The following is a 21,645-nucleotide window of genomic DNA, read 5'->3' as shown; positions in this document are numbered from 1 at the left end:
ACCCTCTATACTTCGCGCCGAAGCTGACCAGACAGTCGCCGCTTCGTCGTCGTCCCCTTTCGGGGGGAGACGGGCGGAGGGGAGGAAAGTCCGGGCTCCACAGGGCAGGGTGCCAGGTAACGCCTGGGGGGGAAACCCACGACCAGTGCAACAGAGAGCAAACCGCCGATGGCCCGCGCAAGCGGGATCAGGTAAGGGTGAAAGGGTGCGGTAAGAGCGCACCGCGCGGCTGGCAACAGTCCGTGGCACGGTAAACTCCACCCGGAGCAAGGCCAAATAGGGGTTCACATGGTACGGCCCGTACTGAACCCGGGTAGGCTGCTTGAGCCAGTGAGCGATTGCTGGCCTAGATGAATGACTGTCCACGACAGAACCCGGCTTATCGGTCAGCTTCAACTCATTCCAAAACAATACGTTGGTGTATCTCAGGCGCTCAGAAGCAGAAATGAGATACATAATGGGATACACCAACGGTTGCTACATCCCCCATACCCTTCGCAGAAACGACATTTACTATGTCTACTTTCGCCTGCCCGTTCGCCAGTTTTTCCGCTGCTCTTTAGGGACTGATAGTCCTCGCCGTTGTCGAGTAATGATTTCTCGTCTCGCGCCTTACATATCTATGTTCAGGCTTGGTAGGATGACGCGACAGCAATTTGCGGAAATCATAAGAACGATGAAAAAACTTACCTTGCAGGATATCGATTTATTTGTTGCGGGTCTGAATGCTGAAATCCTTGCCTACGTCGAATCTATCCCTGCGGAGGCTCGTTTAGAACGTTTGGAACTCGCTACGTCACCCACGCCAGTGGGCCTGAAAGAAGTCAGTTCGTCCTTCTTCCAAAATTATTACCAGGATGTCCTGTTTAGTGGTGAAGAATCCGCGACCGAGGTTTATTTCAAAAAGTCCTTGTCGTCCGGCTTTGATATCGACGGAATGGAAACGGCGATAGCAGATGCCGCAGCAAAATATTCTGTTGCCCTGCATCAGTCACAATCGGCACTGTCCGCTTTTCTACGCAAAGATTTTGCTGGTTATTCACAGACTCTTGCCAGCATGAAGCAAAGCATTCCAGTGACCTTTGCGTCGTTAACTACTCCGTCAGATAGCGCCGAAGAAGAGGTGTTAACCTTGTCCGAGGCGTGGATGGGATTCCTTAAATTTAAATCCGACTGGAAACCGAAGATTAGACAGGGCAATGAAAAGTACTTTGAGGTTATTAAGTCAGTGCTTGGGGCTGATACCCCGGTAACAAACATTACCCGGCGCGATATTAAAAATTTGCTCGAAATAGTGGAGGGGCTTCCGCGTCAGAACAAGAGGCCATACAACAGCATGACGATCCAACAGTGCTTGGATTTGGATGATGTCCCGGAGGATGATGTCGTGTCCCCCAAAACGGTCAAAGATTACCTGAAACTATGTCAGGGACTATTTTCCACCTACCTGACCGTGGAGATTGGAGTATTTGAGACCCCTCCAACGAACAGCGTCAGATACGAAGCTCAAAGCAAGAGCTATGGCAATTATAGCCGTACAGAGATGCGGAAGTTGGTTGAGCACTTTGCGACACTCGAAGACTGGAAGAAATGGGTGTTCTTGTTACTTTCATACACAGGGGCCAGACGTGCTGAGATATCGAAACTGATTGTATCGGACGTTCGTTTCGATGATGACAGCCAGTGGCACTACATTATGATCGAGGACAGCAAAACTGATGCAGGAACGCGACAAGTCCCGCTTGCCCCTCGTCTTATCGATATGGGTTTTCTGAATTACCTTGAAGGGAAAAGGCCGAATGAAAAGCTCTTTCCTCAAATAACCAACAATACACAGCTTACCCGTATTTTCCACGTTATCCGTGAAACATTGGGTATCGAGTATATGGACGATTATAAAAGCCGCCGTATCGTCCATAGTCTGCGTCACACTTTTATCACCGAAGCACAAAAGACCAATAACACACTACTTGTGCAACAGGTGGTGGGGCATGAGCATTCACAGATAGGCCAGACGCAGCGCTACACCCACCGATATACGGTTTCTGATTTACTGCCCGTAGTGAAAGAGCTTGACTGGTCAATGTGATAATGATTCTCGTTTACGTTGCGATTTTCTAATAAATCGTGTAAAATCATAGGGTAGGGTTCAATCCCTTCCCTCAACAATCAAAGGAGCATAATGTATGTAACGCCCATGCCAGCACCGTTTACGTCACCCGATGACGCAGAACGCACCAACCTGGCAACAATACTAAATACCGTTGACCTTCGCGCAACTGCCCCACGGATCAGCGTCCTGTATTACCTGAACACAACCGACATTCCCGTTACTGCTGAGATGATCAGCCGCTTCGTTGACCTCCCGTTATCGACTGCTTACCGGGTACTGGCTGCGCTCGAAATTAATCGTCTGGCGGGAGTGACATTCGGACGCGGGGACGTGACTCGCTGGTTCCGGTTTACACCGGACAGGCAGCAACATTGCCCGGCGTGCGGACAAAGCCTTCACGGCGAATACACCTGACCATCCGATACACAAACACCGAAAAGATGACCGCACTAACGGTCACACCAAATGACGCTCACCACAGAGCGCCAGCGGCCTGCTATGGCCTTTATTGAACGATTACAGAGGATTACCCCATGACAAAAAAGACCGCCCACAGGGCTGCTGAGAGCGATTTACAGACATTCCTGAGCGAAGCCGCCGCCAGGTTCAAACCCGACGCCGCCGTGCTGGCCGCACGTATAGATACCGCCGTCCAACGGTACACTGCCACCAGCACCACACAGCGTTTTAATGCTCCGGCAGCACTTGCAATGCAACAGCTACAAGAGCGGATTCTGGAGGGCTGGAGGTACGATATCGCTATCCCGCAGTCGGTCTACCTTGCCGGTACGGGGAATATGAGTATCACGCTTCGCAAACCGGCGGAGCTGGTGGAGCAGGAGAGAGCTGACCTGAAACGGCAGGTGGAGGATACATATCATAACGAGCTGGCCGCCGCGATCGAGAGAGAAGTGGACAAGCTGGTGCAGGACGCAGCAGACGAGGCACAGCGCCGTGCAGAGGAAGCTGCCGCAGCAGAACGGGACGCTATGCGCCAGCGCCTCAAAGATATGCTCCTGACCGGGGCGACCGTATGACAGTTACCAAGATAAAAAGCGGGCCACCAGCGCCCGCACATATCGACCCGGACGCGCTGGAGCGAGCTATAGCCGCCGCTCGAAAAATCCGGGAAGCCAACCCGGACAGGTACAAATCTATCCCCGTATCGCCGAAACTTTTCTGAGTGAAAAATCTGGCAATAAGTACATCTCCGCGTCAGCAGTGGCGCGGCATCGGGAGACTTTACTAAGGCAGTAAACGTACTGGTTCTTATTAATACCTGTACATACCAACCATCAACTGGAGGATCATTGACTCATGCAGTAACCAGCCATTACGACAACGGCAGATATCACCTTATCCACTCAGCTAACTACACCTTCAACGACAAAGAATACAACCTGAATTTCAAACCTGACAGCAAGCGTCACGCGCCGATCCGTCAGGAGATAATGGATACCTTCATTACCCAGCTCTGCGCGATGCAGTCCCATTACAGCAAAGTCTTCGCCTTCCGGTTCGACCTGTCAGTCCCGTCAGGAATGCCCGTATCAGATAGCAATAAATTAATCAGTGACCTGTTTACCCGCTTACGCGGCAAGTTCACCGCAAAGGCATGGAACGGACAGCCAATCAAGAAATTTGCATACGGCTGGGTAAGGGAGAAAGAGAAGGCAAAACAGGTTCATTACCACTGCTGGATAGCCTTGCCGCACTTCCAGGTCAGAGTTGCCGGATTCGGCAATGAGGGCACGTTCGGACTGATAAGCACACTCTGGAGTGAACTGACAACCCTGGCTGGTCGCGTCCACCTATGTGATGACTCATACACTATCAACCGGGAGGATCACTCATCGCTGGTGAAGCTGGTTGAGCGTGTCTCTTACCTCGCCAAGGCCCGAGGGAAATACTCCACTGGAGATGGGCAGCGTATGTTTTCAGCATCAAAGTTGAAAATAAAGACCACCGCTTAACCGGGGTCACCCCCACCGGGCCAGCCTTACGCACACGAAAAAATATTTGGGGGTCATTTCCCATGACAAATTTGTCGCCAGCAGACGCACCAATGCCCACCGCGATCCGCACGACGCCGCTTTTCTCAGATTAAATTATAAATAACGATATGTAATTTATAAAATAAAGCCCCGTGCACCGGCGAGGCTATGGGACAAAAAAGGGATTTGCGGCGGCGGCTTATGCTCCTTTGATGTTCCAGTTACGTTTGACTGTTGGCAGGCTCAAACCCAAGTCAAGCGCTGCCTTGGATTGGCTCAGTCCCTTTGCTTTGGCTTCCTGCACACGTTTAACGGTATCTACCGCAGCCGGACGGCCCAACTTCTTACCCTCAGTCTTAGCCCGAGCAAGACCCTCTTTGGTACGCTCAATTATGCGGGACTTTTCGAACTCCGCGAAAGCTGAAAACATTTGCAGCATCAGCTTTCCTTCCGCGCTGGCAAGATCACGGACGGGCAGATCCAACGACACTATATCAATCCCCTTGTCCACCAGCATCGCTATAGTTTGCTGCACATCGATATTGTCGCGGCCCAACCTATCCAGCTTCAACACCACCAGCCGATCGCCTTTCTCCAGTTTATGGGTGACCATATCGGCAAAGCCTTTACGCTGCATTGCCTGCACGCCACCGGATACAGTTTCCGATATCACACGACTATCAAGAATGTCATAACCAGCCTGACGGATGGCTACAATCTGGTTTTCTGTCGCCTGCTCACTGGTGGAAACTCGGCAGTATGCAAAGGTGCGGCTCATAATTTTCCCCTTATCTGGTATCAAAAACGGTATCATAATTTATGATTGGTATCATTATGTCAATACCCTATTTTATTGATACCTGTTTTGCGGGGTGTTTGCTGGCATCATAAAACGAACGATTATTGACACCAATCAAGCAACTAAATTAGCGACACTCACAAAAATGATTTAGAAAAAAACGGCGATAGATTACGCAATGATTCATGCCTGTCAAGCACCGCCGCTGAAGCGATATCACCGTGTTCAGTCTTCTTCAAACAGCAGCTTTCCAATCCACCAAATTGATTGACCAAAATGGGATATTAGCTGTTCACCCTGCTTCAGGTATGAACTGCTGTCATCAATACCAACGAGCCTTAATGCGTCCCCGATTTTTGAACTAGTAGGGTGAGCATCACCTACACGCATATCGTATGCCCCAGCGATAGGGCCAAAAACCTTGCGAGCTACCTCTATCCCAACTTTTTGAGCCAGAACATCCTCAAGAAGTTTATTTGAACCCAGCTTGTCTTTATTCGTGTGTGTCGAAAGTTTACGTAGTTCGCGCACATCTAACCTATCAGTAAAAATACGTACAAGCTCTTTTGCTAACCTCAAAAGGGAAGCCTGATCCTTACTCGCAAAGCGTGATATATGCTTCATAGACTCAGCACTATCAATGTTATGAGTGAAAAGAGGAACACTGAAAACCTCTCGAAAACCATCCTCTAACATGTCTATAACTTTGAACAAAAGGTCTTCAACCGCGTGGGTAGATGCCGGTTGAGTTTTCACCTGTGAGTCTAATAACTCGCTTGAAACTTTCCCATCAGGAACAACATTATGGGCCGCCCAAATGTGCTGTTCCCAGGCAGGAAGCCGAGCTACATCATAAGCGTAGATGGTTATCAGATCTGAAGAATTTATACCAAAATGAATCGAATATCCGGAAGGTGAAACGATGCCCCCCGTTTCTGCTGAATACCATCTGAGTGAAAATCCTCGGAACGCAAGCAACTCGCTTACAATACTAGTTCTAAACCACAACCATCTTCCAACATTTTCGTTATCTAATTCAGTCGATGCTAAGCGAGTTCCATCGGTATCAACGATAAAATTAGGCAAATTTCTATCTAAATCGCCTCTTACGCGCGAGCTTACACCTTGGTGTTCTATCCACTCATCTCGCCAGAATTCACCCTCGACTCGAACCCCCTGGAATCCACCTTTTTGTCCTTGAGATTTTTCATAGGCAGTATTCTCGTCAGTTTCAGGCCCCATTACCGGTGCATCTTCATCTTCGTCAACATCAGTTCTCCATGTACGGAACATCGCCCAACTTCCACCGAAAACATCATTTACTTCGCGGATAAGTAGCTCGTATCGCCCACCATCACGCTGTTCTTTGTAGCTTTCCAAATTCATATACGGGCTAGTTGCAAGTGAAGCTACATTTTCCACTCGTTGACGGTAATAAGAGAGCCGTAACGACAGATTTCTTGCCGCTAAGTAATCGAGTAAAAATTCTCTCTTAATTTCGATCAGACGCTGCTCACCGTTTTCATCTAGAACTTCACGAGCGACAACTACAAAATTTTCTTCTGGTCTGACCCATTGTTCTCCTTCTTTAATGAGACGAAGTGCGGCAACAAGGTCAGGATTGAGTATCCACTGTCTTCCTCCGACTACTGGCAGAGGCAATTCCAAAACTAAGTGAATGCCAATCGGTTCTTTATCATTATATTGGTACTCATAAATAGTAGAATAATGCCCATCCTCATATGCGTAAGGTGATATGGTTGTACCAATCCCGATTTCGCCCCAGCTCAAGCCTTCGGCGACTTCCCGATTCTCAGGCGGAAATGCAACTGATCCACACCCAAAAAATTCATTGATATAGCCAATATCCTTAACATTTCCCTGCTCATTATCTGACGCTTGCCGCAAAGGTATCCAAGTTGATTTGGAAAATGTACGTCGAGTCTCTTTCTGTTGAAGAATCCAATCTTTATCCATCTGTCGTTAACCCCTCATGAGCATAACTGACTAATCAAACGTTCTGCACTCGGTCTGTTAAGCAGGCTATACCTGACTTCAAAATACCATTTAATGCAACTAACTACATCGATCCAGCCGTACGCAAAAAAATCATGCAAAAAACGTTATATCCCTGATTTTTCTTATGAGCAAGGCTCGAGGTATTGAGTAGTCAACGCCCGTACCTCCTGATATTTCATAAAGATTGACGGCATACTTTACAGACGATGAAAATCTGTCTGGCCGATCAAACAATCTGCTGTGATATTTTCGCCGCTGGATATGGACAAGGAAGGGGGATATCGTGAGCTGGCTCGGCGGGGGCGTTGGGTAAGATGCCGAGTATCACCCCGGCAGACAATACGGCAGATTAGTTAAATGTACAGTTGCGACCCGATGGGGCACCAATGAACAACTGCATCTTTTCGCATGTAATGGCGATCTTTTGTCCTTTCTTCAATTTCGACGCTTTCGACTTCTCCGTGTCTTCCATACTCAGGCTGGTAGGCATAAACCGATTACCGCTTTCAAACCGGACTATCACATCATTCGCGAAATTTTTCGTAATATCCTGAACAATCCCAGTGACTTCCACTTTGCGACCACCAATTTCGTCATCGGCTGCAACTTCATTTTCTTCATACATTGCCGCCAGGTCTTTCGCAGTAGTACGGTAAACATTGCTATCTGAAGTTGTCACCTTTGATTCTGCTGCGGTTTTTTGTGACTTAGTTGGTGAAACCAAACCAGCAACCACCGCCTTTATAAGATCTTTTTTTTCCGTCATGACATACGAGGCAAATTTATCGCAACTGGTAAGTTCAACCTTCTCTTTCGTAATCAGCCTCCCTTTCTCTTTGAGTCCTTTACCTGCGCCTGCGCCCAAGATGACCGAGTTATAAACAGTGTTGTAACTCTCAGTATCTTTTTTCATCCCCTGCGCGGCTCGTTCGATCAATACGTCCTCAGAATCACCTTTCAAGGTCTGCTCACACCCGGCGATCATCAGCTTTTTCACATAAGCAGCCAGATACTCACGGTATGGTTGAACATCCATTGTTGGAGCCACATCGGCAAAAGACGCGAATGAACAGAACACCAGAGGTAACGCAATAATTTTTTTCATGCTTCTTCCTGTATGCAGACTTGACCGTTAAAATTAATAATAGATTTTATCGATCGAAATTATATTATCGATCGTTTTTATAGATCAATAATTGAGATGCATCCTACATACGCCGCTTGCAGAAAGACGGCAGAAATCCACTTCAATGGAGGTTTAGAGATGGTAAGAAAAGTGCTGTAGATGGGGTTTATTCTTGCTGTGTTCAGTGCCAGCGCCGGACGCATAACTATGAGCAAACCAGAGCAGACGACCACTGCGAACGGGCGAACCTTGTGCGTCTACTCCAATAGTATTTATAGCTTCATCTACATCACTAAGTCGAAGCGTTGCCCTTATTCGAAAAGTTTTGATGTAAGTGAAAGTGAGTAGATTTCAACCAATTAATACTCACAGCAGCATACAATATGGGAAAATCAATAGGGGTAAGCCATAGGGTACGAACAAAATGATTCCATATTTCTTAGAGCACATTGATAAAATCAGCACTTTCATTTCTGCTTTTGCTGCACTGTTAACTGCCATAGCAACTTTTTTCTTATGGCGTGTAACCCGTATCTTGGCAGAAGAGACAAAGCGAATGGTCGACGCTTCCGAGCAGCCTCAAGTAGTGGCAACGCTGGAACCTAACGCATGGTCAATGCTTTACTTTGATATCAGTGTCGTTAACACCGGAAACGCGCCAGCTTTCAACATTGAGGTCACATTTGATCCTCCCCTTGAAAATGCCTCCCATCGAAAAGATAAAATTATCCCTTTAAAGCAAATAAGTGTCTTAAGAAATGGTCAACAAATGACCAGTAATCTATGTGAATACAAACAGATAGAAGGTAAGGTATTCCAAGTCAGCATTAGCTGGACCAAAAAACCAAACTCTACGGTGAAAGAGATCATGAGTTATACATACGACATGGCTTCCTTTGCTGGTATTAGTCAATTGGGTGCCAAAAACCCAATGACAGAAATTTCACAACAAATTAAAGGAATTCGTGAGGACTGGAAGCATATCGCGAAAGGTACGAGGCGAATTCAAACAGACATATATGACTCAGAAGATAGAATTGACGAAAAAAAGCTGAGAGATGAGCAGCTTCAAATGGCTAGAGAAGAATGGGAAAGCAGGCAAGCCAATAAGAAAGAGTAGAGAATGAACCGTCGCTGATTGGCTTTATCTGCCACACAAAGTGCGATACAGTCTGCGATACAAGACAACTCAAGCGCCGCAGATGCCTGACGTATGGATGAACGAAGCCGCCTTATCGGTCAGCTTCAACTTCTTAAAGAACCCCGCCTCGGCGGGGTTTTTGCTACCTGCGCTACATGATTTGCTATCTGTCGGTCGTTGGCCAGTTAAGCGCCGTACTACCCATAACCCCGGTAAACGACATCAATTCTCAAATTTGCGACATTAAGCACATTTCACTCCCAACGCCGTTTTGCTGGCAGGTCATCATCCGTAGACGATCGCAATCACAAAATTTCACGCTAAAAAAGTGACGATTCGCAGTGTTGTTCTGATGTGAATATTGTTACATGAATGAGAGTGAAAGTTTTCGTAATTGAAATGTATATATTGAAATTCAATACATTTGCCATGTGAATATGTGACCCGCTCCACTCTTTACTTTGGCAGCAATCATTCGTTATCGCTTTATTTGATAAAATACAGGAATGTTTTAATAAAATAATGGTTACTTAGTAGTCTTTAATTGCTTGAAATATCGCCTTTCTTGCCGCTTATATATCCAAGAAATTCATCTCAGTTATCACCATAAAATATTTTTATTACCTGCGATTTTGTTGATCAATATCAGCCAAATAGCGTGTTTGTTTTTGTTTAACTGATTGAATAAAAAGAAATTTAATGGCTTTTTATTATGAGTGGTGAAAGCGCGTAAAGGCAAATTGTGAGTAACAGCACATACCCCCTGAAACAATATTGGGTAGAATTCGCCCCGTCATAGGGAAATAAGCGCAGAATATTATGAACACTATTATTCTACCGAAAACACAGCATCTCGTGGTATTTCAGGAAGTCATTAAAAGTGGCTCCATAGGTTCTGCTGCAAGACAACTGGGATTGACGCAACCCGCGGTCAGCAAAATCATCAGCGATATCGAATCCTACTTCGGCGTCGAAGTGATGGTTCGTAAAAATACCGGCGTAAAGCTCACTGCCGCAGGCCAGGTGTTGCTGTCGTACTCAGAGTCGATCACCCGAGAGATGAAGAACATGGTGAGCGAAATTAACAGCCTCAGCTTTAGCACCGTCATGGACGTTTCATTCGGCTATCCGTCGCTCATCGGCTTCACCTTTCTGTCGGAGATGATCAAAAAGTTCAAGGAAGTGTTCCCGAAAGCGCGGGTATCCATGTATGAAGCGCAGCTCTCCTCTTTCCTGCCCGCCATTCGCGATGGTCGGCTGGATTTTGCTATCGGCACGCTGAGCGACGAGATGCTGCTGCAGGATCTTCACGTGGAGCCGCTGTTTGAGTCCGAGTTTGTGCTGGTCGCCAGCAAATCACGAACGTGCACCGGCTCGACTACACTGGCATCGCTCACGCATGAACAGTGGGTGATGCCGCAAACCGATATGGGCTACTACAAAGAACTTCTGACTACCCTGCAAGACAACCACATCAGCATTGAAAATATCGTCCAGACCGATTCGGTCGTCACCATTTATAACCTTGTCCTGAATGCCGATTACCTGACGGTTATTCCTCGCGACATGATTGCGCCGTTCGGTTCTGACCAGTTTATTATGCTGCCGGTTGAAGATGAATTACCCGTGGCACGTTACGCCGCGGTGTGGTCCAAAAATTACAGTATTAAAAAATCCGCTTCGGTATTAGTCGAACTGGCGAAACAATATTCGTCAATGAATATCGAACGACGACGATGAAATCGTAACAACAGTTTAAAAAACACCCGGAGCGTGTCGTTTTAGCGCTCTGATACCCTGACTTTGCCTGAAAACAATCAATTATTATAACGAGGATATTATGCACATTACCTACGACCTCCCGGTGACCATCGAAGATATTCAGGATGCCAGAAAACGCCTGGCCGGTAAGGTTTATAAAACCGGAATGCCGCGATCAAATTATCTCAGCGAACGCTGCAAGGGTGAAATTTTTCTGAAATTTGAAAATATGCAGCGCACCGGATCTTTTAAAATTCGCGGTGCGTTTAATAAACTCAGTTCGCTCACGGAGGCGGAGAAACGCAAAGGTGTGGTGGCGTGTTCCGCCGGAAACCATGCTCAGGGCGTGTCGCTCTCCTGCGCCATGCTCGGTATCGATGGCAAAGTGGTCATGCCGATGGGCGCACCGAAATCCAAGGTCGCCGCTACGCGCGACTACTCCGCCGAGGTGGTGCTCCACGGCGAAAACTTCAACGATACCATCGCGAAAGTGAGCGAAATCGTTGAGATGGAAGGGCGCATTTTTATCCCGCCTTATGATGATCCTAAGGTCATTGCCGGGCAGGGAACGATTGGCCTGGAAATTCTCGAAGATCTCTATGATGTGGATAACGTGATTGTGCCTATTGGCGGCGGCGGATTAATTGCCGGCATTGCTACGGCCATTAAATCCATTAACCCAACCATTAATATTATCGGCGTGCAGTCAGAAAACGTTCACGGTATGGCGGCGTCCTGGCAAGCCGGAGAAATCATTAATCACCGTGTAACCGGCACATTAGCCGACGGCTGCGATGTCTCTCGCCCGGGTAAATTAACGTTCGACATTGTTCGTGAGTTAGTCGATGACATTGTGCTGGTCAGCGAGGATGACATTCGCAACAGCATGATTGCGCTTATTCAGCGAAATAAAGTGGTGACAGAAGGGGCGGGCGCGCTGGCCTGTGCCGCCTTATTAAGCGGCAAACTGGACCACTATATTCAGGGCCGCAAAACGGTGTGCATTATTTCCGGCGGCAATATCGATCTTTCCCGCGTTTCGCAAATTACCGGCTTCGTTGACGCATAAAGGATGACCTATGAGCAACACAGAAAGCATTATCGTTGGCCAGACAAAAACGTCCGCATGGCGTAAGTCTGATACCACCTGGACGCTGGGCCTGTTTGGTACCGCCATTGGCGCAGGCGTGCTGTTCTTCCCGATACGTGCAGGCTTTGGCGGGTTGATCCCGATCCTGCTGATGCTGGTGCTGGCCTATCCCATCGCCTTTTACTGCCACCGCGCGCTGGCGCGTTTGTGCCTGTCCGGGAGCAACGTCTCCGGGAACATCACCGAAACGGTGGAAGAGCATTTCGGCAAGACCGGTGGGGTGGTGATCACCTTCCTCTACTTCTTTGCGATTTGCCCGCTGCTGTGGATTTACGGCGTCACCATTACCAACACCTTTATGACCTTCTGGGAAAACCAACTGCAGCTCCCGGCGCTTAACCGTGGCTTTGTGGCGCTGTTCCTGCTGCTGCTGATGGCCTTTGTGATCTGGTTTGGTAAAGACCTGATGGTGAAGGTGATGAGCTTCCTGGTGTTCCCGTTTATCGCCAGTCTGGTGCTGATCTCCCTGTCGCTGATCCCCTACTGGAACTCGGCGGTGATCGACCAGGTCAACCTGAGCGATATCGCCTTTACCGGGCACGACGGCATTCTGGTGACGGTCTGGCTGGGGATCTCCATCATGGTCTTCTCCTTTAACTTCTCGCCTATCGTCTCCTCGTTTGTGGTCTCCAAACGCGAAGAGTACGAGCCGGAGTTTGGCAAAGCGTTCACCGAGCAGAAATGTTCCAAAATCATCAGTCGCGCCAGCCTGCTGATGGTCGCCGTGGTGATGTTCTTTGCCTTTAGCTGCCTGTTCACGCTCTCCCCACAGAACATGGCGGAAGCCAAAGCGCAGAACATTCCGGTGCTCTCTTATCTGGCGAACCACTTTGCTTCGATGTCGGGCAGCAAATCTACCTTCGCGACGGTACTGGAATACGGTGCTTCTATCATCGCGCTGGTGGCGATCTTCAAATCCTTCTTTGGCCACTACCTGGGCACCCTGGAAGGGCTGAACGGCCTGATCCTGAAGTTTGGTTACAAGGGTGACAAGAAGAACGTCTCGGTCGGCAAACTGAACACCATCAGCATGGTATTCATCATGGGGTCAACCTGGGTGGTGGCCTACGCCAACCCGAACATTCTCGACCTTATTGAAGCCATGGGTGCGCCAATCATCGCCTCACTGCTGTGCCTGCTGCCGATGTATGCCATCCGCAAGGCACCGGCGCTGGCGAAATATAAAGGCAGAGCGGAGAACATTTTCGTTACTGCGGTCGGCCTGCTGACCATTCTGAATATCGTTTACAAACTGTTCTAACCCAAAGCTCAGGATGAGCGGAGTCACACCATGATTGAATTTCCGGTTGTACTGGTCATTAACTGCGGATCGTCTTCGGTTAAGTTTTCAGTACTCGACGCAGCACACTGCGATGCCCTGATGACGGGCATTGCAGACGGCATCAACACTGAGAACGCCTGTATCTCGGTGAACGGCGGTGAGCCGGTCAAACTGGCTCACCAGGATTACGAAGGGGCGCTGGCGGCCATCGCCCTTGAGCTGGAGAAGCGCGATCTGATGAGCAGCGTGGCCTTGATTGGCCACCGCATTGCCCACGGCGGCGATCGCTTCAGCGAATCCACCCTTATCACCGGGGAGGTCATCGAGCAGATCCGCCAGGTGTCTCCGCTGGCGCCTTTGCACAATTACGCCAACCTGAGCGGCGTGGAAGCGGCTGAACGCATGTTCCCGGGCGTGCAGCAGGTTGCGGTGTTTGATACCAGCTTCCACCAGACGCTGGCACCGCACGCCTGGCTCTATGGGCTGCCGTATCGCTATTTCGAAGAGCTGGGCGTGCGCCGCTACGGCTTCCACGGCACCTCGCACCGCTACGTTAGCGGGCAGGCGCATACGCTTCTCGGGCTTTCGCCTGACGACAGCGGGCTGGTTATCGCCCACCTGGGCAATGGGGCATCCATCTGTGCGGTGCGTAACGGTGAAAGCGTCGATACCTCTATGGGCATGACGCCGCTGGAAGGGTTGATGATGGGCACGCGCTGCGGCGACGTGGATTTTGGCGCGATGGCGTGGATTGCCCGGCAGACGGGTCAATCGCTCGACGATCTGGAACGCATGGTTAACAAAGAGTCCGGTCTGCTGGGGATCTCCGGAATATCGTCCGACCTGCGAACGCTCGAAAAAGCCTGGCATGAAGGCCATCAGCGGGCGCAGTTGGCGATACACACCTTTGTGCACCGTATCGCGCGGCACATTGCCGGGCACGCGGCGTCGCTGCACCGGCTGGACGCTGTGATCTTCACCGGTGGAATCGGCGAGAACTCAACGCTTATCCGCGCGCTGGTGGTTGAACGGCTTAAGGTCTTTGGCATCACGCTGGACGACGCCAAAAACGCCCTGCCGGGCAGCGCAGGCGAGCGCATTATTTCCACCGACGCGTCCCGTGCGGCCTGCGCGGTGATCCCGACCAACGAAGAAAAAATGATCGCGCTGGATGCCCTCCGTCTTGGGAAGGTCACATCGGCTGCGGCTTATGCCTGATAAAGCGAGAAGAGAATGAAAGTAACTATCGATACGCGCGTTGCGCCCTACAGCGACGCATGGGCCGGGTTTCGCGGTGAAGAATGGAAAGACGCCGTCAACGTGCGCGATTTTATTCAGCATAACTACACCCCTTATGAAGGTGATGAGGCTTTCCTCGCGCAGGCGACGCCTGCAACGACGGCGCTGTGGCAGAAGGTGATGGTCGGCATTCGTCAGGAGAATGCCACCCACGCCCCGGTGGATTTTGACACCAATATTGCTACCACCATTACCGCGCACGGGCCGGGCTATATCGACGAAGATCTGGAGACGATCGTCGGTCTGCAAACCGATAAACCCCTCAAGCGCGCCCTGCATCCGTACGGCGGGATCAACATGATCCGCAGCTCTTTCGAGGCCTACGGGCGCGAAATGGATCCGCAGTTTGAGTACCTGTTTACCGATCTGCGCAAAACCCATAACCAGGGTGTATTTGATGTGTACTCCCCGGAGATGATGCGCTGCCGAAAATCGGGCGTGCTGACGGGATTGCCGGACGGCTACGGACGCGGGCGGATCATCGGTGATTATCGTCGCGTGGCGCTGTACGGCATCAGCTATCTGGTGCGCGAGCGCGAGCTGCAGTTCGCCGATCTGCAGGGAAAACTTGAGCGCGGTGAAGATCTGGAGGCGACGATCCGCCTGCGCGAAGAGCTGGCGGAACATAAACGCGCGCTGCTGCAGATCCAGCAGATGGCGTCGGGCTATGGCTTTGACATCTCCCGCCCGGCAATGAACGCTCAGGAGGCGGTGCAGTGGGTCTACTTTGCTTATCTGGCGGCGGTGAAATCCCAGAACGGCGGGGCGATGTCGCTGGGGCGCACGGCTACGTTCCTGGATATCTACATTGAGCGGGATATGCAGGCAGGCCGCCTGAGCGAAATGCAGGCGCAGGAGCTGATCGACCACTTCATTATGAAGATCCGCATGGTGCGCTTCCTGCGCACGCCGGAGTTCGACACGCTCTTTTCCGGCGATCCTATCTGGGCCACGGAGGTGATTGGCGGTATGGGGCTGGATGGCCGCACGCTGGTCACCAAAAACAGCTTCCGCTACCTGCACACGCTGCACACCATGGGGCCTGCGCCGGAGCCGAACCTGACGATCCTCTGGTCTGAACACCTGCCGATCGCGTTCAAGAAATATGCCGCGCAGGTGTCGATCGTCACCTCTTCGCTGCAGTATGAAAACGACGATCTGATGCGCGCAGACTTCGACAGCGACGATTACGCGATAGCCTGCTGCGTCAGTCCGATGGTGATCGGCAAGCAGATGCAGTTCTTCGGGGCGCGTGCCAACCTCGCCAAAACGCTGCTGTACGCGATCAACGGCGGCGTGGACGAGAAGCTGAAGATCCAGGTGGGGCCGAAAACCGATCCGCTGCTGGACGAGGTGCTGGATTACGACACCGTGATGGCGAGCCTCGATCACTTTATGGACTGGCTGGCGGTACAGTACATCAGCGCGCTGAATCTCATTCACTACATGCATGATAAGTACAGCTACGAAGCCTCGCTGATGGCGCTGCACGATCGCGATGTCTATCGCACCATGGCCTGCGGCATCGCCGGGCTGTCAGTGGCGGCGGATTCGCTGTCAGCCATCAAGTACGCCACGGTGAAGCCGGTGCGCGACCACACTGGCCTGGCGGTGGATTTTGTGATTGAAGGCGACTATCCGCAGTACGGTAACAATGACGATCGGGTGGACAGCATCGCCTGCGATCTGGTCGAGCGCTTTATGAAGAAGATTCAGGCGCTGCCAACCTACCGTAACGCCGTGCCGACCCAGTCGATCCTGACCATCACCTCGAACGTGGTCTACGGTCAGAAGACCGGCAACACGCCGGATGGCCGCCGCGGCGGGACATCGTTTGCACCAGGCGCTAACCCGATGCACGGACGCGACAGGAAAGGGGCGGTGGCCTCGTTGACGTCGGTCGCGAAGCTGCCGTTTACCTACGCCAAAGACGGTATTTCGTACACCTTCTCGATTGTGCCGCAGGCGCTGGGCAAAGATGAAGGCGTGCGCAAAACCAACCTTGTGGGGCTGCTGGACGGGTACTTCCATCACGAAGCGGCCATAGAGGGTGGGCAGCATCTGAACGTCAACGTCATGAACCGGGAGATGCTGATGGATGCCATTGAGCACCCGGAGAATTACCCGAACCTGACGATCCGCGTTTCAGGCTATGCGGTGCGGTTTAACGCCCTGACGCGCGAGCAGCAGCAGGACGTGATCTCCCGAACCTTTACTCAGGCGATGTAACCTGCGATGTCTCCAGCCCCCTCGATAACAGGGGGCTTTTTTTTCTTGATCGCCGTCACTTTTAGCAAAACAGGGCGAAAACCCTCCATTAAGAAGTAAAATTTCCTCCCGCTTGCGTAAATCCTCATAAAAATTGTGACTTTTTTCTCTTCCTCTGCGGATATCATCTTTTCATTCTAAAAACACACACCTGCGGCAGTTCTGCTCATTATCGCTGATGAGAAAAACCAAATAAAAATTAATTAGTTACCCTACAAAATAAGCGAGTGCCCAATGGAAACGGCAACAAAAAGCAGTGTGATTGTGAAAGACTCGTCCGCGGCAAGGCGGGCAGGTATGAGTGAAAGCGAATGGCGCGAGGCGATTAAATTCGACAGCACCGACACGGGGTGGGTCATCATGAGTATCGGGATGGCTATCGGCGCGGGGATCGTTTTTCTCCCGGTGCAGGTCGGATTAATGGGCCTGTGGGTGTTTTTACTTTCGTCGATCATTGGCTATCCGGCCATGTATTTATTCCAGCGTCTGTTTATTAACACGCTGGCAGAATCCCCGGAATGCAAAGATTACCCGAGCGTGATCAGCGGTTATCTCGGGAAAAACTGGGGCATATTATTAGGCGCGCTCTATTTCGTGATGCTGGTGATCTGGATGTTCGTCTATTCCACTGCCATCACCAACGACAGCGCCTCTTATCTGCACACCTTTGGTCTGACCGACGGCTTGCTCTCGGAAAACCCGTTCTACGGCTTATTCCTGATCTGCATTCTGGTCGCGATCTCGTCGCGCGGTGAGAAGCTGCTGTTTAAAGTCTCAAGCCTGATGGTGCTCACCAAGCTGTTTGTGGTGGCGGCGCTTGGGCTGTCGATGATCGGCCTCTGGCATTTAGCCAACGTGGGCATGCTGCCGCCGATGGGGCTGCTGATTAAAAACGCCATTATCACGCTGCCGTTTACCTTAACGTCGATCCTGTTTATTCAGACCTTAAGCCCGATGGTCATTTCGTATCGCTCACGTGAGAAGTCCGTTGAGGTCGCGCGCCACAAGGCTCTGCGGGCAATGAATATCGCCTTCGGCATCCTGTTTGTGACGGTCTTTTTTTACGCCGTCTCCTTCACCCTGGCAATGGGCCACGACGAAGCGGTAAAAGCCTACGAGCAGAATATTTCAGCTCTGGCGATTGCGGCGCAGTTTATCAGCGGCGACGGCGCGGGCTGGGTCAAAATCGTCAGCGTGATCCTCAATATTTTCGCCGTCATGACCGCGTTCTTCGGGGTGTATCTCGGCTTTCGCGAGGCGACGCAGGGCATTGTGATGAATATCCTGCGCCGCAAAATGCCGACAGACAAAATCAATGAACGTACCGTGCAGCGCGGCATCATGCTGTTCGCCATTCTGCTGGCCTGGAGCGCCATTGTGTTAAATGCGCCCGTGCTGAGCTTTACCTCAATTTGCAGCCCCATTTTCGGCATGGTGGGCTGCTTAATTCCGGCGTGGCTGGTCTACAAAGTCCCGGCGCTGCACAAATATAAAGGCGTGTCGCTGGTGATTATCGTTATTACCGGACTGCTGCTGTGTGTTTCTCCTTTCCTCGCGTTTTCCTGAGGAGTGAATAAGGTTGTCACGATGTCTGAGCAAATGAATCCTTTATGGACGCAGTTTATTCGTGCGGTGCAGGAAGAAGTTAAGCCTGCCCTGGGGTGTACGGAACCTGTCTCTCTGGCGCTGGCCTGTGCGATTGCCGCTGAGCAGCTGGGCGCTGAGGTCACGAAAATTGAGGCGTGGGTATCGCCAAACCTGATGAAAAACGGTCTGGGCGTTACGGTGCCCGGTACTGGCATGGTCGGCCTGCCGATTGCGGCGGCGCTGGGGGCCATTGGCGGCAACGCGCAGGCCGGGCTGGAGGTGTTGAAAGATGCCACGCCTGAGGCGCTGGCGCGCGCCAAAGCCTTGCTGGAGGCCGGTCTGGTGCAGGTGAAACTGCAAGAACCGTGCGATGAGATCCTCTATTCCCGCGCCTGTGTTTACGCCGGAGAGGCCTCTGCGATGGTGACCATCGCAGGGGGGCATACACGCGTTGTCGAGGTGGTGTGCCGGGGCGAAACGCGCTTTACGCTCGACGAGCCGCAGGGCGAGGTGAACGCCGATCCCCTGTCGGTGCTTTCGGACACCACGCTTGCGCAGATTGTGGCGTTTGCCGAACAGGTTCCGTTCGGGGCGATCCGTTTTATTCTGCAAGCGGGGGAGTTGAACGATGCGCTCTCCCGCGAGGGGCTGAGCGGTAAATGGGGGCTGCACATTGGCGCAACGCTCACCAGGCAACGCGCGCGCGGCTGGCTGGCGCAGGATGTCGGATCGGATATCGTTATCCGCACCAGCGCGGCGTCAGATGCGCGTATGGGCGGGGCGACGCTCCCGGCGATGAGCAACTCGGGTTCCGGCAACCAGGGGATCGCCGCGACCATGCCCGTGGTGGTTGTGGCAGAGCACGTACAGGCCGATCAAGAGCGGCTTGCCCGGGCGCTGATGCTCTCGCACCTGTCGGCTATCTACATCCATCATCAGCTTCCACGTTTATCCGCGCTGTGTGCGGCAACGACGGCAGCAATGGGCGCTGCGGCCGGGATGGCGTGGCTGATGGGCGGAGGCTACCAGACCATTGCCATGGCGATCGGCAGCATGATCGGGGATGTCAGCGGGATGATCTGCGATGGCGCATCGAACAGCTGCGCGATGAAGGTCTCTACCAGCGTAGGCAGCGCCTGGAAAGCGGTGATGATGGCGCTGGATGAAACGGCCGTGACGGGCAACGAAGGGATTGTGGCGCACGACGTGGAGCAGTCTATCGCTAATCTGTGCGCGCTGGCGTGTCGTTCAATGCAGGCAACGGACCGGCAGATTATTGAGATAATGGCGAGTAAGGTGTAAAGAATTCCCCTCACCCCCACCCCTCTCCCCAAAGGGGCGAGGGGCTCGATCGTTCCCTCTCCTCTTTGGGGAGAGGGGAAAGGTTTAATTAAACCGGCAAATCAATCAGCAGTGCCCGCAGCGGCGTATCGGCAACCAGCGTAATATTCGCTTCGTCGCGAATAAACGCCCCGTCACCGCAGGTAAGCGCTTCTTTCTCTTCTGTGTGCGTGACGGCATGCACCGTCCCGTGAATCGACTGCAGGTATGCACGCGGGCCGTGAAGCTGCACGCTAACCTGCTCGCCTTTCTTCAGCTCGATGTGGTGCAGCCATACCTGCTGGCGCAGTTGCAGGCTGCCGTTGCTGCCGTCCGGCGAGGCAATCAGCTGCTGCTGACCGCCTTTCAGATCCAGCTTCTGTACCAGCGGATTTTCCCGCTCCGGGCAGGCATCTAACCACAGCTGCATGCGGGTCAGCGTGTTGTCTTTGCTGAGGTTGTGCTCGCTATAGCTAATGCCCGGCTGCGTTGAAATCAGTAAGGCTTCGCCAGCCTTCGCCTGGACATGATTGCCCTCGCTATCGCGGTATTCTGCCTCGCCTTCCAGGATCAGGTTCAAAATATCGACTTTCGGGTACGTACGCGGCTGGAAAGAGGCGCCAGGGGCGAGCACTTCCTGATTCAACACGCGCAGTGAGGCGTAACCGAGGAGTTTCGGGTCAAAGTAGTGTCCAAAGGAGAAGGTGTAGCGCGCCTGCAGCCAACCGAAATCGGCTTGTCCGCACTGTTTAGCTGTTCTTGTCGTAATCATAAACTTGACCTCTCTTTACACTAAAACAATGGTAAAGGTATGGACGCTGCATTGTTAGCCAGATATTCTGCCCGGTATGTTCAAATTTCCTGAATGAGAACGAGATGGCTAAAGAGAGAGCATTGACGCTTGAGGCGCTTCGCGTCATGGACGCAATAGACCGTCGCGGCAGCTTTGCCGCAGCGGCAGATGAACTGGGGCGCGTTCCGTCTGCGCTGAGCTACACCATGCAGAAGCTGGAGGAAGAGCTGGACGTGGTGCTGTTCGACCGCTCCGGTCATCGAACAAAATTCACCAATGTAGGCCGTATGCTGCTTGAGCGCGGGCGCGTGCTGCTGGAAGCGGCAGACAAGCTGACAACCGATGCCGAAGCCCTGGCCCGCGGCTGGGAAACGCACCTGACGCTGGTCACGGAAGCGCTGGTCCCGACCGAGGCGCTGTTCCCGCTGGTGGAGCGTCTGGCGGACAAGGCCAACACCCAGCTGTCGATCATCACCGAAGTGCTGGCCGGTGCCTGGGAGCGTCTGGAGACGGGGCGAGCGGATATCGTGATCGCGCCGGACATGCACTTCCGTTCTTCCTCAGAGATTAACTCGAAAAAACTCTACAGCGTGATGAACGTCTACGTCGCGGCACCGGATCACCCGATCCACCAGGAGGCGGAGCCGCTCTCAGAGGTGACGCGCGTGAAATATCGCGGCGTGGCGGTCGCCGATACCGCACGCGAGCGCCCGGTGTTAACGGTGCAGTTGCTGGATAAACAGCCGCGCCTGACCGTCACGTCACTGGAAGATAAACGTCAGGCGTTGCTGGCAGGTTTAGGCGTTGCCACCATGCCGTATCCGTTTGTTGAAAAGGATATTGCCGAAGGGCGGCTGCGGGTCGTCAGCCCGGAGTACACCAGCGAAGTGGATATCATTATGGCGTGGCGACGCGACAGCATGGGCGAGGCGAAGTCATGGTGCTTACGCGAAATCCCGAAGCTCTTTGCGCATTACAATAAATAAGCGTGTA

General features: G+C 52.0%; 18 protein-coding genes and 1 other RNA gene. 15 read left to right on the top strand and 4 right to left on the bottom strand.

Annotated features, from left to right (window positions below; genetic code table 11):
- Nucleotides 1–19: 19 nt before the first annotated feature.
- The 5 genes from rnpB (at nt 20) to ACWKX3_RS16180 (ending at nt 4,086) form a co-directional block, all read left to right on the top strand.
- Nucleotides 20–398, top strand: an RNA gene (gene rnpB / locus ACWKX3_RS16200) — RNase P RNA component class A.
- Nucleotides 399–640: 242 nt separating this feature from the next.
- Nucleotides 641–2,089: a tyrosine-type recombinase/integrase gene (locus tag ACWKX3_RS16195; RefSeq protein WP_454542078.1), complete on the top strand. Its 1,449-nt coding sequence runs from the start codon at nt 641–643 to the stop codon at nt 2,087–2,089.
- 93 nt (nt 2,090–2,182) lie between these two features.
- Complete coding sequence (locus ACWKX3_RS16190) at nt 2,183–2,527, top strand: hypothetical protein (RefSeq protein WP_454542077.1); 345 nt, start codon at nt 2,183–2,185, stop codon at nt 2,525–2,527.
- A gap of 296 nt (nt 2,528–2,823) precedes the next feature.
- Entirely contained in the window at nt 2,824–3,150 is a 327-nt protein-coding gene (locus ACWKX3_RS16185) for a hypothetical protein (RefSeq protein WP_454542076.1), read from the top strand.
- Nucleotides 3,151–3,423: 273 nt separating this feature from the next.
- Nucleotides 3,424–4,086, top strand: coding sequence for a YagK/YfjJ domain-containing protein (locus ACWKX3_RS16180; protein ID WP_454542075.1), 663 nt, complete (start codon nt 3,424–3,426; stop codon nt 4,084–4,086).
- Nucleotides 4,087–4,306: 220 nt separating this feature from the next.
- Here the strand turns inward: ACWKX3_RS16180 and ACWKX3_RS16175 are convergent, their stop codons facing one another.
- The 3 genes from ACWKX3_RS16175 to ACWKX3_RS16165 form a co-directional block, all read right to left on the bottom strand.
- On the bottom strand, nt 4,307–4,885 hold the full coding sequence (locus ACWKX3_RS16175; RefSeq protein ID WP_454542074.1) for a recombinase family protein: 579 nt from the start codon (nt 4,883–4,885) through the stop codon (nt 4,307–4,309).
- A gap of 246 nt (nt 4,886–5,131) precedes the next feature.
- Nucleotides 5,132–6,883, bottom strand: coding sequence for a hypothetical protein (locus ACWKX3_RS16170; protein ID WP_454542073.1), 1,752 nt, complete (start codon nt 6,881–6,883; stop codon nt 5,132–5,134).
- 391 nt (nt 6,884–7,274) lie between these two features.
- Nucleotides 7,275–8,030, bottom strand: coding sequence for an OB-fold protein (locus ACWKX3_RS16165; protein ID WP_454542072.1), 756 nt, complete (start codon nt 8,028–8,030; stop codon nt 7,275–7,277).
- Nucleotides 8,031–8,210: 180 nt separating this feature from the next.
- Between ACWKX3_RS16165 and ACWKX3_RS16160 the strand changes: the two genes are divergently transcribed.
- From ACWKX3_RS16160 to ACWKX3_RS16120, 9 genes are all read left to right on the top strand, one after another.
- The gene (locus ACWKX3_RS16160; RefSeq protein ID WP_454542071.1) at nt 8,211–8,399 is read left to right on the top strand and encodes a hypothetical protein; all 189 of its coding nucleotides are present in this window, start codon (nt 8,211–8,213) and stop codon (nt 8,397–8,399) included.
- 76 nt (nt 8,400–8,475) lie between these two features.
- Complete coding sequence (locus ACWKX3_RS16155; RefSeq protein ID WP_454542070.1) at nt 8,476–9,171, top strand: hypothetical protein; 696 nt, start codon at nt 8,476–8,478, stop codon at nt 9,169–9,171.
- 840 nt (nt 9,172–10,011) lie between these two features.
- Nucleotides 10,012–10,932: a transcriptional regulator TdcA gene (gene tdcA / locus ACWKX3_RS16150; protein WP_006178710.1), complete on the top strand. Its 921-nt coding sequence runs from the start codon at nt 10,012–10,014 to the stop codon at nt 10,930–10,932.
- Between the two features lie 100 nt (nt 10,933–11,032).
- Complete coding sequence (tdcB, locus tag ACWKX3_RS16145; protein WP_006178709.1) at nt 11,033–12,022, top strand: bifunctional threonine ammonia-lyase/L-serine ammonia-lyase TdcB; 990 nt, start codon at nt 11,033–11,035, stop codon at nt 12,020–12,022.
- Nucleotides 12,023–12,032: 10 nt separating this feature from the next.
- Nucleotides 12,033–13,364 carry a threonine/serine transporter TdcC gene (gene tdcC, locus ACWKX3_RS16140; protein WP_006178708.1) on the top strand — a complete coding sequence of 444 codons (1,332 nt, stop codon included), beginning with the start codon at nt 12,033–12,035 and terminating at the stop codon, nt 13,362–13,364.
- Between the two features lie 30 nt (nt 13,365–13,394).
- On the top strand, nt 13,395–14,603 hold the full coding sequence (gene tdcD, locus ACWKX3_RS16135) for a propionate kinase (protein WP_006178707.1): 1,209 nt from the start codon (nt 13,395–13,397) through the stop codon (nt 14,601–14,603).
- Between the two features lie 15 nt (nt 14,604–14,618).
- Nucleotides 14,619–16,913, top strand: a complete 2,295-nt coding sequence (gene pflB, locus ACWKX3_RS16130; protein WP_454542069.1) for a formate C-acetyltransferase — start codon at nt 14,619–14,621, stop codon at nt 16,911–16,913.
- 273 nt (nt 16,914–17,186) lie between these two features.
- Nucleotides 17,187–18,518: an SLC5/6 family protein gene (locus ACWKX3_RS16125; protein WP_006178704.1), complete on the top strand. Its 1,332-nt coding sequence runs from the start codon at nt 17,187–17,189 to the stop codon at nt 18,516–18,518.
- A 21-nt stretch (nt 18,519–18,539) separates the two neighbouring features.
- Nucleotides 18,540–19,841: an L-cysteine desulfidase family protein gene (locus ACWKX3_RS16120; RefSeq protein WP_101736930.1), complete on the top strand. Its 1,302-nt coding sequence runs from the start codon at nt 18,540–18,542 to the stop codon at nt 19,839–19,841.
- A gap of 88 nt (nt 19,842–19,929) precedes the next feature.
- Here ACWKX3_RS16120 and ACWKX3_RS16115 read toward each other — a convergent pair whose 3' ends face one another.
- A complete protein-coding gene (locus ACWKX3_RS16115; RefSeq protein WP_006178701.1) occupies nt 19,930–20,631 on the bottom strand; it encodes a pirin family protein in 702 nt (233 codons plus the stop codon).
- A gap of 104 nt (nt 20,632–20,735) precedes the next feature.
- On the opposite strand from ACWKX3_RS16115, the gene ACWKX3_RS16110 reads away from it, so the two are divergent.
- A complete protein-coding gene (locus ACWKX3_RS16110; protein ID WP_006178698.1) occupies nt 20,736–21,638 on the top strand; it encodes a LysR family transcriptional regulator in 903 nt (300 codons plus the stop codon).
- The last annotated feature ends 7 nt before the right edge of the window (nt 21,639–21,645 follow it).

The sequence above is a fragment of the Enterobacter sp. UPMP2052 genome (genome assembly GCF_053709675.1).
The sequence above is the reverse complement of the archived record's forward strand: the minus strand, read 5'-3'. Positions and strand labels throughout refer to the sequence as shown.